Origin of the sequence: Flavobacterium psychraquaticum, assembly GCF_034497725.1 — a bacterium.
GTDB lineage: Bacteria > Bacteroidota > Bacteroidia > Flavobacteriales > Flavobacteriaceae > Flavobacterium > Flavobacterium psychraquaticum.
The window spans coordinates 132,166-147,488 of the sequence record NZ_JAXKVR010000028.1; the positions used below are offsets into that span (position 1 = coordinate 132,166).

The window sequence follows — 15,323 nt, forward strand, 5'->3', positions numbered from 1 at the left end:
ACTATAAATCCCTCTTTTTTACGATGTAATAAGATGTTAAAATAAATACAATTGTCCAAACGACTACTATGCTGATTTCTGAAAAATGAATGCTGTAATCTCTAGCTACTTGCTCGCCACCAATTGTAGTTTCTAGGGTTTTTGCAAAACTCAATCGTGTAAATGGTTCCTTGATTAAGTTGCTCATCGCTTCTAAAGGAAAGAAATTGTAGAGTGTATCGGCAAAATTATCTGTTTTACTCGTTCCTTTTAAAATTGGAAATTTCAAAATACTGTAAAACAATTTCTCAAATACAAACCAAACAAATATAAATCCTAAGGCGAAAGCACTTCTTTTAATTAAAATTCCCACAAATAAACAAAAGGAGAAAAATGCCGTAAGCTTTACAAATAATGCCAATAAATATTCTAAATCGGAAAATACAATCGAAAATTCATTGTAAGCTGAGAATGAATAACCTAAAAGTAACGACATTATAAAAACAAATATAGTAGAAGCTAAAGCCAAAACCACTACGACAGAAAATTTAGAAAGTATGAATTCTTTTTTGCTTAAACCGTCGATTAAATTCTGTTTTAAAGTGCCATAAGTATATTCGTTTGCCATCATTGACACAATAATTATAGCTAAGAAAAACTTAAACCAAGCCGCAACATAAGTGTTAAAGTGCCAAATGTAAGGAAAATTAAAAATTCCTTGATCGGCAATATTGATTTCAAAAGTACCAATGTTGAATTTTATAGAAGCAATTAACGCGATGAAACTTAATAAAACAAAATAGGTTAAGAGTAGAAATTTACTGGCTTTGTTTTTCCAGATTTTTTGAAATTCTATGGATAGTAATCTTTTCATTACGTGTTAGTTTTTGATTAATTCTAAAAATTGTTCTTCTAAGCTGTTTCTTCTTTTGACCAAATGTTCTAAAACAATTTTTTGTTCAAATAAGTAAGCGTTGAGTTCGGCCGAAGGAATATCTTGTTTGACATACACCAAAATTTTATCTTCTTCGTCCACAATTTTGTCTACGGCAGAATGCGATTGCAAAACTGTTTTTAATTTCGGAATATCATTAGATTTCAACTCGAAAAAACTGTTGCTTGCAATCATATCGTTGACTGAACCTTGATATAACATTTCGCCTTTACGTAAAACAACTACGTGACTGCACACTTTTTGGACTTCATCTAATAAGTGCGAAGCCAATAAAATAGTTGTTCCGTGGGAAGCAATAACACGAATTATATCTCTAATTTGACGAATTCCTTGCGGATCTAAACCGTTTGTAGGTTCGTCTAGAATTAATATTTCGGGATCATTTAATAGGGCAGAAGCAATCGCCAAACGTTGTTTCATTCCTAGCGAGTAAGTTCTGAATTTGTCATTTTGTCGGTCGAGAAGGCCAACTAATTCTAGTTTTTCGGTTACTTTTGAAAAGGGAGTTCCTTTGATTTTACAGACCAATTCCAAATTTTCTTTAGCGGTCATATAAGGATAGAAGTTGGGACGTTCAATTATTGCACCTACTTTTTTCAAAGCATCGTGCGTTTCAACTTTTCCGCCAAACCATTCAAAGTCGCCTGAGGTTTTATTAACAACATTTAATACAATTCCTAAAGTGGTGGATTTTCCGGAACCATTAGGTCCAAGAATTCCATATACATTTCCTTTTTTGATTTCAAACGACACGTTTTTTACCGCGTGCACGCGTTTGTTGTAAATCTTATTGAGGTTATTGATTTTTAAAATGGTTTCCAAAGTTTGTTCGTTTTTTGATTTAAGAATAAGACGAACGTTTTTGATTTTTGTTACTTAGGACAATTTTAAGAATGAAGTTTAATGGAAAGTTAATAGTTATTGCACAATCAAATCTACAATCAAACCCACAATAATAATAGCGATATAAAATAAGGTGTAGCCTAAAAGATAAGCAAGAAAAGCTTTTAAATAACTAGAAAACTTTCTACTGTCAAAAAATTGACCAATGGCCCAAGTTGGATAAGCAAAAGAGGTGAAAGTCATTACTCCAATGAAGGCTGATTTACTTAATGCGTCTACAAAAAAGGCCTCGACAGTTAGAAACAACATTCCTTGGCCCATTATAAAACAGATCAACATTGCTATTTCACAGCGATTGAAGTGGTGTTTTCTGAAGAATAATTTAACACACAATGCAATAAAAAATCCCATTAGTATATTAGCATAACCATAATTAGTTTGAACCCAATGTTGTAAATCACCGATGCTCGAGTTTTCGAACATTAGTTTTTCTTTTTCGTTATAAATTTGATTCACGTTAAAGATTCCCGCAACTAAGGAATAGAGTAGGGAAGTAAGAATTAAATAGGTAACAGGTTTCATATGTTTGTTCCTGTTTTTTATAATATATTCTTTTACACTTGTTCCTGGACGAATAAGTAATTCTTTTGCCGTGTAAAAGAAGCCTTTTTCGAAATTAAACAGTTGTTGGATTTCGTTTATGATATACTTACCGTCAATTTTTTGCAATTGCCCTGATTGTCCGCAATTAGCACAGAAATTTTGTGTGATTTCTGAAGTACAGTTTTTACAAATTGCTGTCATTGGTTGTTTTAGGTTTATTTCGTTCGAAGGTTTCTAGCGATTTAGCTTAGCATTCTTTATTAATTTGTAGGCAAAAAACAATGGAATTAAAGTAAAGAAACCCCAATTCTTTTTTGAAATGCTGTAAAATATAATCCCAAACATAAATCCTATGAATAAGGCGGTGGTTATTGGTGATAGTTTGTTGGGTTGAGTTTCTTGTGGCATTTTTTTGTAAAAAATTTAGGTTGGTTTGAATTTATAGTTAGTGAAATGTTTTTTTAATTAGCGAACAATTGTTGGGAAAAAATGTCTTGTTATAATTTTTAAATTTAAAAAATATTATTTACAAATAAAATTACAAAAAAAACCGCAAACTATCTTTTTTAGCTGTTTGCTTTGATTGTCATTATTTTTTTTTCGATTTATTTGATATTTCCGTTTTTTCTTTTAAATTTGTAACCAATGTGTAAGGTTAAATGATTTGGTTATGAATGAATATATGACGCTTTCGGAAACTTCTGAATATATTGGAAAAAGTAAAGAAACTTTAAGACGATGGGACAAGGAGGGCAAATTATCTGCTGTTCGCGAGCCAATTAGCAATTATAGAGTGTACAGAAAATCGGATATTGATATTTTATTCTCTAATTTTTTAAATGTTAATAATGAAGAAAGTATTTCAAATTATGTAGAACCGCATAATGAATATACTGCTTTAGAACTTTTTGCAGGTGCAGGTGGATTGGCTATTGGTATGGAAAAAGCGGGTTTGAAATGTGTTGCTTTAAATGAAATTGATAAATGGGCTTGTAGTACTTTAAGAAATAATCGACCAAATTGGAATGTATTGGAAGGCGACATAAAATCTTTTAGTTTCGCTAATTATGAAAATAAAGTTGATGTTGTCACCGGAGGATTTCCTTGTCAAGCATTTAGTTATGCTGGAAAAAAATTAGGTTTAGCAGATGCTAGAGGGACTTTGTTTTATGAATTTGCTAGAGTTGTTAAAGAAGTGAATCCTCCTATTTGTATAGGAGAAAATGTTAAGGGTTTATTGAGTCACGAAAAAGGAAAAACACTAGAAGGTATGATCTCTATTTTAGATGAAATAGGCTATAATGTAGTTCCTGTTCAGGTTTTAAAAGCTATTAATTTTAATGTGCCACAAAAAAGAGAAAGGTTAATTCTTGTTGGAATTAGAAAAGATATTGATGTTCAGTATGAATATCCGCAACCAAACAAAAAAATATATAATTTAAAAGATGCTTTAAAAAAAAGTGATTTATTTGATTGTGATGTTCCTAATTCGGAAGGTTCAAAATATCCACAAAGTAAAGTTGATGTTTTAGATCTAGTTCCACCAAAAGGTTATTGGAGGGATTTGCCTTTACTTATCCAAAAGGAATTTATGGGCGGAAGTTTTCATCTTGGCGGAGGGAAAACTGGAATTGCTCGTAGAATAGGATGGGACGAACCTTGTTTAACTTTAACTTGTAGTCCCGCTCAAAAACAAACAGAAAGATGTCATCCTGATGAAACTAGACCATTTACTGTTCGAGAATATGCTCGAATTCAGACGTTTCCTGATTATTGGAAATTTGAAGGTTCTGTCGCTCAGCAGTATAAGCAAATAGGAAATGCTGTTCCTGTTAATCTAGGAAAAGAAGTAGGTTATTCAGTTATTAAATTTTTGAATAGTTATTATAATTTGTCAAAACCTAAATAGTAGCTATAATTTTCAAAAGTGATTTGGTCTAAAACAGTTTTTTTTGAAATTTTAGTTTGGTCTTTGATTTCATCTAGTGCAGAATTATCTTTAACTAAATCACTTTTTTCAATTGAAGCTAGATAATCTTTTATAACAATTGGAAGTCTATTATAAAGTTGAAATAGAGCATTTTCTTTTCCTGAAAGTAATGAATAAAATTGATCTCCTGAAATTTTGTAAACTCTACTATGGCTATATTCTTTTCCATTAATTTCTCCTTTCCACAATTCACAAAAACTACTTTTTGCTAAAATCTGAACCCAGTAACATTTAGATTTTTTATAAGTGTCAGCATATCTCGAAAGCTTTTGAAAAAGTGCTTCTGCAGAACTGCTATTCATAGTGTTATGCTTGTTTTTTATGTCTGCGAATAGAGAATCATTTTTTGCTTTTATGTCAAAACCACTTAATTTACCAATTTCAAAGTTTTTTATTCCACCTAATATTTGTTCGTGAAATGTTCCTATAGAATTATTTATTGATTTGTCAATTTGGCGTAAAATTTCAGTTTGAATTAAACTTTCTTCATTTATCTCATTAAATTTTGCATCAAAAGTTAGTTTTATAGTATCAACTTTATTCGCATAAAAATTCTTTTTTGTAATGTTGTTTTTAGCCTTTAAGTATGCTTTATGAAGGTTTGCAACGCATTCGATAAAATGTTCGTCAGAAATAAAATCTACATACTTATTTTTCATAATCTTTAAAATTAATTTTTAGTTTGCTAAAATATGAATTTAAATTGGTTCGTTCAAAAGTTAATATTGCTTATCATTTATTTTAAAAAATTCACTTATTGATTTCTAAAATTATAAAATTCCATTTTATCAATTTAGCACAATATTGCGTGAGTGATCGCAGTGGAAACCCTTTTTGTTTTTCCTTTAAAAACAAAAAGGTTGTAACGGAGAGCACGACCTGAAAGGGCACGCCCAAAAAATAAAGAACAGAAAAAATCCCCAACTATGGCGGGTTGAGGATTCTTAAGGTAATTATGGGGCAAAAAGTTAGTATTTTCTAAAGTTGTTGATTTGGACTTTGTCGGCTTTTAAATCGTGCATTAAATTGTATAAACCAAAGAATGTTCGGTTGATGTAAATGAAATGTTTAGAGCCACGGTTGCCGTTCATATTGCGTAATTCGGTGCTTTTTGAATAGCGTTCGCCTAAATCGGCAATGGCACCAAAGAATTCTTCGTCTGAGAAATCAAAGGTTTCTACGTGAAATGGTCGGGCGAATAAGCTTAATAATTCGTGAAACATTTCGGTAAAAAACTCTACTTCTTCTGCAGTGTCTTCTTTTCTTAAAATCTCCAATTCGTATAATTTTGACTTGAAGAATGCGGGATTGTCTAGGTTTTTCTTTTCGGCCAATTCAAAATACGGAATGTAGAAATCGTCTGGCACTTCTTTGATGCATCCAAAATCTAAAGCCACTAATTGGGTGTCTTTTGTGATTAGAAAATTCCCGGGATGCGGATCGGCGTGGACTTTTCTAAGGTTGTGCATTTGGAACATATAAAAATCCCAAAGCGTTTGGCCTAAGATATTTGACTTGGTGTTATCGGTGTTGTGAGCTGTAAATTCAGACAAATGTTCGCCCGTCATCCAATCCATCGTAATGATTTTATCGGAAGACCATTTGGCATAATATTGTGGGAAAATCAGGTTTGGAATGTGTTTACAAGCTTCGGCCATTTCAATACTTTGCTTGACTTCGATAACATAATTGGTTTCTTCAATCAATTTATCTTCGACTTCTTTGAAATATTTGTCCGAGTCTTTTCCTCTGATGTTGAACATTTTAATGGCAATTGGTTTCACCATCGCCAAATCGGAACTGATGCTTTCGGCAACTCCCGGATATTGGATTTTAACTGCTAGATTTTTACCATCTTTTGTTGCTTGATGCACTTGTCCAATACTTGCCGCGTTTACAGAAGTCGAGTTAAAGGTATCAAACAATTCCTGTGGTGGTTTGCCAAAATATTTCTTAAACGTTTTATTCACTAAAGGCGGCGACAATGGTGGCACAGAAAACTGAGCTAATGAGAATTTCTCCACATAAGCTTTTGGTAAGATATTTTTGTCCATACTCAACATTTGAGCGACTTTCAAAGCACTTCCTTTAAGTTGTTTTAAGCCATCATAAATGTCTGAAGCATTGTTGATGTTTAGGTTTTCTTTGGCTTCTTCTTCAGATTTGGTGATTTTGTCCCCGTAATATTTTAGGTAATTAACCCCAACTTTTGCACCGGTTTGAATCAGTTTTGAAGCACGTTGAATCTTAGAAGTAGGAATACTGTCTATTGTTTTCATTTTTTTTACTTTAAATTTAAAGCTATATTGTTCTCAAACTTTTTGTTTGAAGGAAATTACATTTTAAACGAAACTTTTTCTTTCCACATAAATTTACCGAAGTCAATTAGACTTTTTAACGGAGCAATGTCCATCAAATCAAAACTAGTGTTTACCGATTTCTCAATGAATATATCTGTTTTTTCAAACGATAGCGAAGTATCATCCATCCAGAATTTTAAAGTAATTAGCAATTGGAACCAAGCCATTTCGCTCATACTTTTTTCTTGAATTTCGACTAATTTTTCTTGTTTTAAATCGATTTTCTCTATTTCTAGTTCGTTATAAAAGTTGATGAAATGTTTTCTGAATTCAGAAAGTTTTGCTAAGTTTTTCAACTTGTTTTTGTCTTGTTGTAAAAGTGCTAATGTGAAACTTCTGTTTGCTGTCAGCATTTCGAAATAAGTGAAATAGAAACTTAATAATTTTGTTCTTGCATCGTATCCTGCAAAATCTTCACTTTTTTCTAATAAAGAAATGGTTTGCTCAAACAACGAAGAGAAATACGTTTTTTCAATTTGTTCGAATGAAGAAAAAGTAGCGTAAAACAAAGGCTCTTCGAACCCATAATGCTTCGCAAATTTGTAAACGGATTCAGGTTGTTTGTTATTTTCTAAAAAATAATCAATGTAAAAACCTACTATATCTTGTTTGGTAATTTCTTTTTTCTTTGCCATAATACTTTTATATTTTTATCAAAGATACAAAACGTTTAATTAAAAAGTAAAATGATTAAACAAAATATTGTGTTAAAGTTCTTTCAAAAAAAAGCCTCAACTAAATGAATAGCTGAGGCTTGGTATTTTTTAAATGCAATAACTTATGATTTTTGTTCTTTGTTGAAATACACCAAGTAATAATACATTTGTTTTTCTTCGTCCCAACCTTTCTCTACAAATTTCTCTGCACTTTCTGGGTTGATGAAATCTAATTTGATCTGGATATTGGTATCTAAAACAATTGTGTTTTTCAAAGTACGACGCACATCTGTAACCGCAGCATTTGCGATTGGAAACTTGGAAACGTCTTCAATGCTATATTTTGCACCTTTATCAACTTTGTAATTTTTAAATTCGGGAATAAACTCCGGATTTTGCATTACTTCATTCAAGAAAGCGGTTTCTTCAAACTCATCATTCTTCGCAAAGTGATTGATGGCACGGTTCATAAACAAAACTTCTTGTTGCTTGTCTTCTGCCGGAAGCACCACTTCTTTTGCAAACTCTTGACAGAATTTTAAATATTTCTTAGTCATAAAGTTTTCGTCCTGAAAAGCATCGACTGATAAGAAATGCTCTAACCAATAACGTGCATCGTATCGATTGCTGTCTACCGTTAAAATTTTATAACCTTCTTCTTTTTTGTAATTGAAAATTAAACAACCTTTATCTAACTTGTTTAAGTTGATTCCTTGTTGTAAAATCATTTCCAAATTACTTCCGTTTTCTTCGAATTGTAAGAAATCGGTTTGTAATTCACTTTTGAAAATTCCAATTGCATCGACTACATTATTGTCAATAGAAACGTGTGAAAGATATGCCACATAAACTTCTCCGTTTTTAATGTGCGGATGATTTGATTGCTCAAAAAGGTGTTTTGTGATTTTTTTAGATACGTTATGAATCTCGCTTGGATTATTGAAAACTTCCCTTGCGAAATTATACATATCGTTGTATTCTAAATCTACTTCGTGTGCAAATTGATAGTAGTTTTCTTCTTTTTCTCTAAACGATTTGAAGAAGTATTCTTTTAACAAAGGCATAATTTCATCATTCAAACCATATGGATTGTCTGATAAAAACAAGGCTTCGTTTCTACTTTTGTTTCCAACGCGGTGAATGGATAAATTCTCAATATGAGTATTAAATAGATTGATCATTTTTTATAAAATGTTTATGAGTTTATGAGTTTATGCGTTTAAAAGTTTAATAGGCTTTTTGTTTAATAGGAATCCCTTCTAAACTTAGAACCTTCAATCTTTTAACCTTTAAAATTAATTCCAGTTTTCTTCAAAACCCATATCTTCGAAGCCTTCGTCGCCTTCAAACATATCTAGATCATCGTCGTCTAAATCGTCTTCAAATTCACCAAACATATCGTCGTTTGATAAATCGCCTCTTAAACCACTTTGACCTGCTTCGTCTGGTAATTCACCGTGCGAAAACAAAAGTGAAGGATAGATTTCACCCGGAATTTTCTCTTCAATTGCAGCTAATTCTAAGAAGAAGGTCCACATTGAAAATAAGTCATAAATGTAAACTAATTTGGTATTTTGTTCGTGTACTAAATCGTCTAATTTGTACTCGGCCATTGTTTTGATTTCACCTGGAATATCGCCTGTATCAAACATTGGAATTCCATCTTCTTCGTGCCAAGCCCAGTCTTTTCCACAAGTATAAAATGCACCAACTTCTGTTCCATCAAAACCAAAAGCATTGATTAAGGCATTGTGTAAATCTTCTAAAGTAGCGTCACTTTCTATCGCGATATCTCTAAAAATATCATCTTCTGCATCGAGAATAGCTCGGAATTTATAAATCATAAGGGTTGTAATTTTTAAGAACTACAAAAGTAAGTATTATTTACGATTTGCCATTTGCTATTTGAGAATTGTTAATAAGATTTTATTAGAACGTAAATCCAATTCTTATTCCGCCCCATTTTGCAGCAGTTCCATATTTGAATTCTTTGGTAATGCTACTTCTGGAATATTCAAAATAAAGTGTTTTCGTTTTTAAAATAAAACCATAATTATGTTGGGCTGTAAAGCGATTGATGTCATTACTTCCAATTACATAAAGACTTTCTCTGTTAAATAATCCGCCTTGTAAAGTAGCGTCATAACCAATAACACTAACGACAGGTTGTGTATAAAAATAGAAATTGAAGGTGTCTTTTGAGGAATTAAATGCGTTATTTATAAGTCCGATTGTAGCATTTAATCCAACGGAAGCGTTTGTGTGTAACGTTCCGACTTTCAATGTTGTTTTAGTTTGCAATGAAAATATATTTTTTAGTCGGACAAGTTGTTTTTCGTAAGCGATTTCATAATTGACAACGGCGTCGTTTTTAATTTGATTTCGCCATCCTTGCGGAATAACATTTCCGGTGGCTTCGTGAATGCCAACTTGCATTTCTTTTCCAAATGCTCCTGGACCGATTATTCCTAAACTGAATGAAGAAGTAAAGTTGCTTTTTTGAATCGTATCGGTTGCTATTATAAAACTTTTTAGCATTATGGCTGATGCAAAAGGACGATCGTTATATTGAATTTCGGTTTTTTCGTAAGCGTCTGGCGTAAATCCAATATGTTCTAGTGCTAAACCATATTTGATAGCACTATTTTCAGGTTTATAAAAAAGATAGTTGATTGGATTCTTTTTAAAAACAGGCAACACGAGTTCTAAATTATAACCTTGCGTATAATTTTCATCTGTGGAAGCAAAATAGTCGTTTTCATAGTTAAACCTAAAATAACTATCACTTTTACTGGTTCTAAAAGCAACCATATTATCTATTTTTTGAGCAACTATTGTTTTCGGTAAAATAGATATAAGCAGGAGTAAGAATAATTTTCGCATACATTTATATACGAAGATTTCTTGTTTTAGGTTTCTTGAAATAAAATTTAAAATATGGATAAAGAAGTTTCGGTTGTCAAGCGTTCTAAGGTTTCTAAACCGTAAAATGAATTTCCTTTTTTATTTAATTTCGGACTCCAAACGGCTACGGTATAATGATTTGGAAAAACGGCAACAACGCCACCGCCAACACCACTTTTCCCGGGTAAACCTACTTTAAAGGTGAATTCGCCCGCTTGATCATAAAAGCCACACATTTGCATCAACGCATTCATTCTTTTGCATTGGCTTGACGTTAGAAATTGTTTGTCGCTTTGCGGAATTACACCATTATTTGAAAATACTTGAAAACATTTGGCCAAATCCACGCAAGTCATTTCAATCGAACATTGATGGTAATAAAAGTCTAAAACCTCTTCGGGTTTGTGTTTGATGTTGTCAAACGATTTTATAAAATTAACCAAAGCCGCATTTCTAAATCCATTTTCAGTTTCCGATTGAATTACATTTTGATTGTAATATATCGTTGGATTTTCGGACAGTTCTCGTACAAAATTTAGTAAATATTCTTTTGGATTTTCGAAATGTTCTAGCATTAAGTCGGCAATTACCAAAGCACCAGCATTGATGAATGGATTTCTCGGAATTCCTTTTTCAAATTCCAACTGAATTAACGAATTAAAAGCATTTCCAGAAGGTTCTTTACCAACACGTTTCCATAAATCATTTCCAATTTTCGAAAAAATTAAAGCCGTTGTAATTACTTTCGAGATACTTTGAATTGAAAATTTCTCATCTGCATCGCCTTTCGTAAATACATTTTGATATTTATCAACTAAAGCAATTCCGTATTTATCTGCATTTACTTTTTCTAATTCTGGAATGTAATCAGCAGCTTTTCCAGTATTTTCAACTTGAAGAACTTCGGTATAAATTGAATCTAAAATGTCTTGAAATGCCATAAATCTGTTTTTATTGAAAGTACAAACTTACAGAAAAGGGATTCGTTTTTTAAGTTCTTTTTTCGATAAAAAGTTTCCACTTGCTGGATATTGCCTTTTTGACGACATATTGTTAAACACCAAAGCCGTAATTAATAAGATTATTGTTCCCAATAAAACGGGAGAAACAACATACCAATAACCTAATTCTTTCACTTTTTCTGAACCTGCAATAGCAATCAAAGCCGTAGCACCACCAGGCGGATGTAAGGTTTTAGTAACTTGCATCATTATGATGGATAAAGAAACGGCAAGTGGTGCGGCGATCCAAATTAAATCGGGAAATAACTTTTGGATGGAAACACCAACTAATGCTGAAACCACGTGACCACCAATTAAATTTCGAGGTTGTGCCAGCGGACTTTCAATCACGCCATAAACTAGCACGGAAGAAGCACCAAATGAGCCGATTAAAAAAACGTAATCTTGCGGTGTAAAAATTTTAAATTGTAGCATACTAATTAATCCCAATCCTATAAAAGAGCCCACAAAAGCCCAAAAATGTTCTCGGTAATCGATTAATGTTTCTCTATAAAATACGTATTTTGCTTTTCTGTAATTACGTTTTATTTTTTTTCTTGAAGACATACTTTATTTTTTGCGAAACTATAAACGGTAAAAGGATAAATTCTTTTTGAAACGTATTTAGCAACCAAGCAAGTTACTAAAATAGGAAATAATAAACTGTAATCATTGACTAAGCCACAAGTTAAAAAAATAGCGGTAAATGGTGCGTGAATACTAGCACTTAACATCGCACCCATTCCAATAATCATAAAATTTAGAGGAATTACATTGGCATTAAAAAAAGTATTCAGCAATACGGCTAATAATAAACCGATAAATCCACCCATAAAAATACTTGGTGCAAAAACGCCGCCATCGCCACCGCCAGCAAGTGTAAGTGAAGTTAGAATCGGCTTGAAAATGATGATTCCGATAATCGTGATGAATAGTGGAATTGTTAATACCAAAGTGTTAGAATTTGCTAAATTTTCTTTGATTGCGTGATAACCATCACCGTATAATTGAGGTAAAATGAATAATCCGATACTTATGAAAACCGTACTAATAATCACTTTTGTCGAATTTTTCTTGAACGTAGCGAATTTTGCTTTAAAGAATAGTACTGTTTTTGTAAGATAAACCGCGTTCATTCCCGCAACAATTCCTAGTAAAATGAAATAGGGAAAAGCTTTCCATTGCCATTCTTGGATGACGACTTTAAATAGTGGTTTTTCGTTTAATAACAAACAAATTATAATCGAAACTGTAACTGAAATTGTAGTAACTAAAATAAAAGCTTTCGATAATTTTTTAGAAATTACTTCGTAAGCAAATAGAATTCCCGCAAAAGGACTGAAGAATAGGGCGGTAATTCCAGCAGCAACACCCGCACAAATCAATTCTAATTTATGGCGATTTAATAAATTTTCTTTTTGTTGGGTTATCGAACCAATTGTTGCAGCAGCTACAACGGTTGAAACTTCAATTCCAGTAGAGCCACCAAAAATCACGGTAAATAAACCATTGATGAAGTGCGAAGGAATTTTGTAAATCGGTAAACTGTTTTTTCTTTTTTCGGTAGTTTCAAATATTTCCTTGATGCCTTTGTTCGCTTTATTATTGAACAAATAATATCGTAAAAAAGCAATAATCGTCAAACCGATTAAAGGAAACACGAACAATAAAACATTATTTTTTGAAGCTTGATTAAAAAGTAATTCTTCGTAATGTTCGGTTCCTCTTTTTAAGGATATGGCTAAAAATGAAGCTAAAAAACCAATTACTATTGCGGCTATAATAAGTTTTTGATATTTTATAAATACAAAGTGCTTTTTTACGTGAGTTATAGTGCTCATAAATCAAGTTTGGAAATGAAGTGAAAGTGCAAAATTAAGTCTTATGAAAATAATAACGTTTATAATAAAGTTAAAAAATACAATTCATCCGTAAAAAAGTACAATTCGGTCAACATAAATTTTTAAAATGTGTGAAGTATCGCAATTTTGAATCATCAAACAGGAACAAGTTCAAAATCAATTTCAATACCAATTAAATCTTTAACATTATGATACGAATTATTACATTTATTGCCCTGTTTATTGCTTCGGTTGTAACAGCACAAACAAAATTTGATCAAGGAATGGCTTCGGCTTTAAAAACCTTAAAAGAAGGCAAAACTTCGGAAGCTTTAATGCAATTTGAACGAATTGCTTCAGTTGAAAAAGCGAATTGGTTGCCAAATTATTACGTCGCATTGTCAAATACGATTCAAGCGTTTGATGAAAAAGATAAAGTAATAACAATCGAATTATTACAAAATGCACAAAAAGCACAAGATATTTGTAATCGTTTGGCTGGCGATAATCCGGAAGTTTTAGTGATGCAAGCTATGATTCACACGGCTTGGATTGTTTATGACCCGATGACTTATGGCCGGACTTTATCTGAAGATGTCGTGTCTCTACTTAATAGAGCTTATGAAATTGCTCCCGAAAACCCAAGAGTTGTTTTTCAAAAAGCTTCTTTTGAAATGGGAATGGCAAATTATTTTGGTCAAGATACGCAACCTATGTGTGGCCAAATTGAAAAATCAATCAAACTTTTTGCTACTTTTAAACCTGAAACTCCTTCGCATCCAAATTGGGGTTTAGAAAAAGCTCAAGAAGCATCGAAAAACTGTAAATAAGCACAAAAATGATACAAAAACTTATAAAAGAAGTTCCAAGAGCGATAATAATATCCGTTTCCGTATTTTTAGTTTTGGTAGTAATACGATTGATAAGTGGAATAAACGTGGCAGTGAATAAGGATTTAGTCATCAATTTTGGATATACTTTTCTTTACGGATTTGCCTTATATTTTGCTAACGCCATCTTGTTCATTTATTTAGATACTATTTTTAAAGCCGAACGCTTTACAAAAAGAAGAATTTTAATTGGCTTTTTAGGTTCATTTGTAATTTCAATTTTAGTTATTTTCTTACTTCGTATTTTTGAAGATGTAATAATCGAAGGAACTAATTTTTCGGACTTTATTAAAAATGAAGGAACAGCTAATTACTTGGTTGCAATTATTTTGACATTTTTCATCACCTTGGCTTTTCACGCTTTTTATTTTTACAAGGCCTATCAAGAAAATAAGGTAAAAGAACAAAAAATAATTGCAGGAACTGCTTCTGCTCAGTTTGAAAGCTTAAAGAATCAAATTGATCCGCATTTTTTATTTAATAGTCTGAATGTTTTGAGTTCACTAATTGAGGAAAATCCAGCAAATGCACAAAAATTTACCACTTCATTGTCGAAGATTTATCGTTATGTTTTAGAACAAAAAGATAAAGATTTGGTTTCTGTTTCGGAAGAATTGCACTTTGCCAAAACGTATATGAATTTATTGATGATGCGTTTTGAAAATAGTATAACCTTCGAAATTCCAGATAATTTTGAAGATGAAAATGCAAAAGTAGTGCCGCTTTCTCTTCAGTTGGTATTAGAAAATTGCATTAAACATAATATTGCAAGTGAAAAAAAACCACTTCACATTAAAATTTCAATTGAAGGGAACGAATTAATAATTGAAAATAACAAACAAAAAAAAGAAGTTTTACAAGAGCGAAAAGGAGTTGGATTACAAAATATTGTTAGTAGATATGCCATTTTGACTTCGAGAAATGTAAAGGTGCAAGACAATGAATTGACGTTCAAGATAAAATTACCAATTTTAACAAAACAAATATCAGTTATGGAAACATCATTAAATTATTATGAAAATTCAGCTTATGAAAGAGCTGCGAGTAGAGTAAAAGAATTGAAGGAATTTTATGGAAGTTTGATTTCGTATTTAATTGTAATTCCTGTTTTAATTTTTATTAACTTAAATACTTTTTCGGGTTTTCAGTGGTTTTGGTTCCCAATGTTGGGCTGGGGACTAGGATTAACATTTCATGCAGTTCGCGTTTTTGGATATGGAAGAACTTGGGAAGAGCGAAAAATACAAGAAATATTGAATAAAAATAATGGAAAAAATCCTAAATGGGATTAGCTAAACAAT

The 15,323-nt window shown here is 31.8% G+C and carries 15 protein-coding genes; 3 read left to right on the plus strand and 12 right to left on the minus strand.

Annotated features, from left to right (window positions below; all coding sequences use genetic code 11):
* Position 1: 1 nt before the first annotated feature.
* From T1L09_RS07680 to T1L09_RS07690, 3 genes are all read right to left on the minus strand, one after another.
* The gene (locus tag T1L09_RS07680; protein ID WP_322550368.1) at positions 2-853 is read right to left on the minus strand and encodes an ABC transporter permease; all 852 of its coding nucleotides are present in this window, start codon (positions 851-853) and stop codon (positions 2-4) included.
* Positions 854-859: 6 nt separating this feature from the next.
* Positions 860-1,756 carry an ABC transporter ATP-binding protein gene (locus T1L09_RS07685; RefSeq protein WP_322550369.1) on the minus strand — a complete coding sequence of 299 codons (897 nt, stop codon included), beginning with the start codon at positions 1,754-1,756 and terminating at the stop codon, positions 860-862.
* A gap of 96 nt (positions 1,757-1,852) precedes the next feature.
* On the minus strand, positions 1,853-2,581 hold the full coding sequence (locus tag T1L09_RS07690) for a DUF3667 domain-containing protein (RefSeq protein WP_322550370.1): 729 nt from the start codon (positions 2,579-2,581) through the stop codon (positions 1,853-1,855).
* A gap of 469 nt (positions 2,582-3,050) precedes the next feature.
* Between T1L09_RS07690 and dcm the strand changes: the two genes are divergently transcribed.
* Complete coding sequence (gene dcm, locus T1L09_RS07695) at positions 3,051-4,289, plus strand: DNA (cytosine-5-)-methyltransferase (RefSeq protein WP_422718487.1); 1,239 nt, start codon at positions 3,051-3,053, stop codon at positions 4,287-4,289.
* Here the strand turns inward: dcm and T1L09_RS07700 are convergent.
* The 9 genes from T1L09_RS07700 to T1L09_RS07740 form a co-directional block, all read right to left on the minus strand.
* Positions 4,265-5,029, minus strand: a complete 765-nt coding sequence (locus T1L09_RS07700) for an Eco47II family restriction endonuclease (protein ID WP_322550372.1) — start codon at positions 5,027-5,029, stop codon at positions 4,265-4,267. The two genes, dcm and T1L09_RS07700, sit on opposite strands and share 25 nt — an antisense overlap.
* Before the next feature lie 309 nt (positions 5,030-5,338).
* Positions 5,339-6,649 carry an ABC1 kinase family protein gene (locus tag T1L09_RS07705; protein ID WP_322550373.1) on the minus strand — a complete coding sequence of 437 codons (1,311 nt, stop codon included), beginning with the start codon at positions 6,647-6,649 and terminating at the stop codon, positions 5,339-5,341.
* A 56-nt stretch (positions 6,650-6,705) separates the two neighbouring features.
* Positions 6,706-7,365, minus strand: a complete 660-nt coding sequence (locus T1L09_RS07710) for a TetR family transcriptional regulator C-terminal domain-containing protein (RefSeq protein WP_322550374.1) — start codon at positions 7,363-7,365, stop codon at positions 6,706-6,708.
* Positions 7,366-7,508: 143 nt separating this feature from the next.
* Positions 7,509-8,567: a nucleoid-associated protein gene (locus T1L09_RS07715; RefSeq protein WP_322550375.1), complete on the minus strand. Its 1,059-nt coding sequence runs from the start codon at positions 8,565-8,567 to the stop codon at positions 7,509-7,511.
* Between the two features lie 114 nt (positions 8,568-8,681).
* A complete protein-coding gene (locus T1L09_RS07720; protein WP_322550376.1) occupies positions 8,682-9,230 on the minus strand; it encodes an IS1096 element passenger TnpR family protein in 549 nt (182 codons plus the stop codon).
* A gap of 85 nt (positions 9,231-9,315) precedes the next feature.
* The gene (locus T1L09_RS07725; RefSeq protein WP_322550377.1) at positions 9,316-10,269 is read right to left on the minus strand and encodes a lipid A deacylase LpxR family protein; all 954 of its coding nucleotides are present in this window, start codon (positions 10,267-10,269) and stop codon (positions 9,316-9,318) included.
* A 47-nt stretch (positions 10,270-10,316) separates the two neighbouring features.
* Positions 10,317-11,231 carry a glutaminase gene (locus T1L09_RS07730; RefSeq protein WP_322550378.1) on the minus strand — a complete coding sequence of 305 codons (915 nt, stop codon included), beginning with the start codon at positions 11,229-11,231 and terminating at the stop codon, positions 10,317-10,319.
* Between the two features lie 27 nt (positions 11,232-11,258).
* Entirely contained in the window at positions 11,259-11,858 is a 600-nt protein-coding gene (locus tag T1L09_RS07735; RefSeq protein ID WP_322550379.1) for an HPP family protein, read from the minus strand.
* Positions 11,837-13,132, minus strand: a complete 1,296-nt coding sequence (locus T1L09_RS07740) for a chloride channel protein (RefSeq protein WP_322550380.1) — start codon at positions 13,130-13,132, stop codon at positions 11,837-11,839. Before T1L09_RS07740 ends, T1L09_RS07735 begins: the two co-directional genes overlap by 22 nt.
* Positions 13,133-13,341: 209 nt before the next feature.
* Between T1L09_RS07740 and T1L09_RS07745 the strand changes: the two genes are divergently transcribed.
* Complete coding sequence (locus tag T1L09_RS07745; protein ID WP_322550381.1) at positions 13,342-13,962, plus strand: hypothetical protein; 621 nt, start codon at positions 13,342-13,344, stop codon at positions 13,960-13,962.
* An 8-nt stretch (positions 13,963-13,970) separates the two neighbouring features.
* Positions 13,971-15,314: a 2TM domain-containing protein gene (locus T1L09_RS07750; protein WP_322550382.1), complete on the plus strand. Its 1,344-nt coding sequence runs from the start codon at positions 13,971-13,973 to the stop codon at positions 15,312-15,314.
* Positions 15,315-15,323 lie beyond the last annotated feature (9 nt).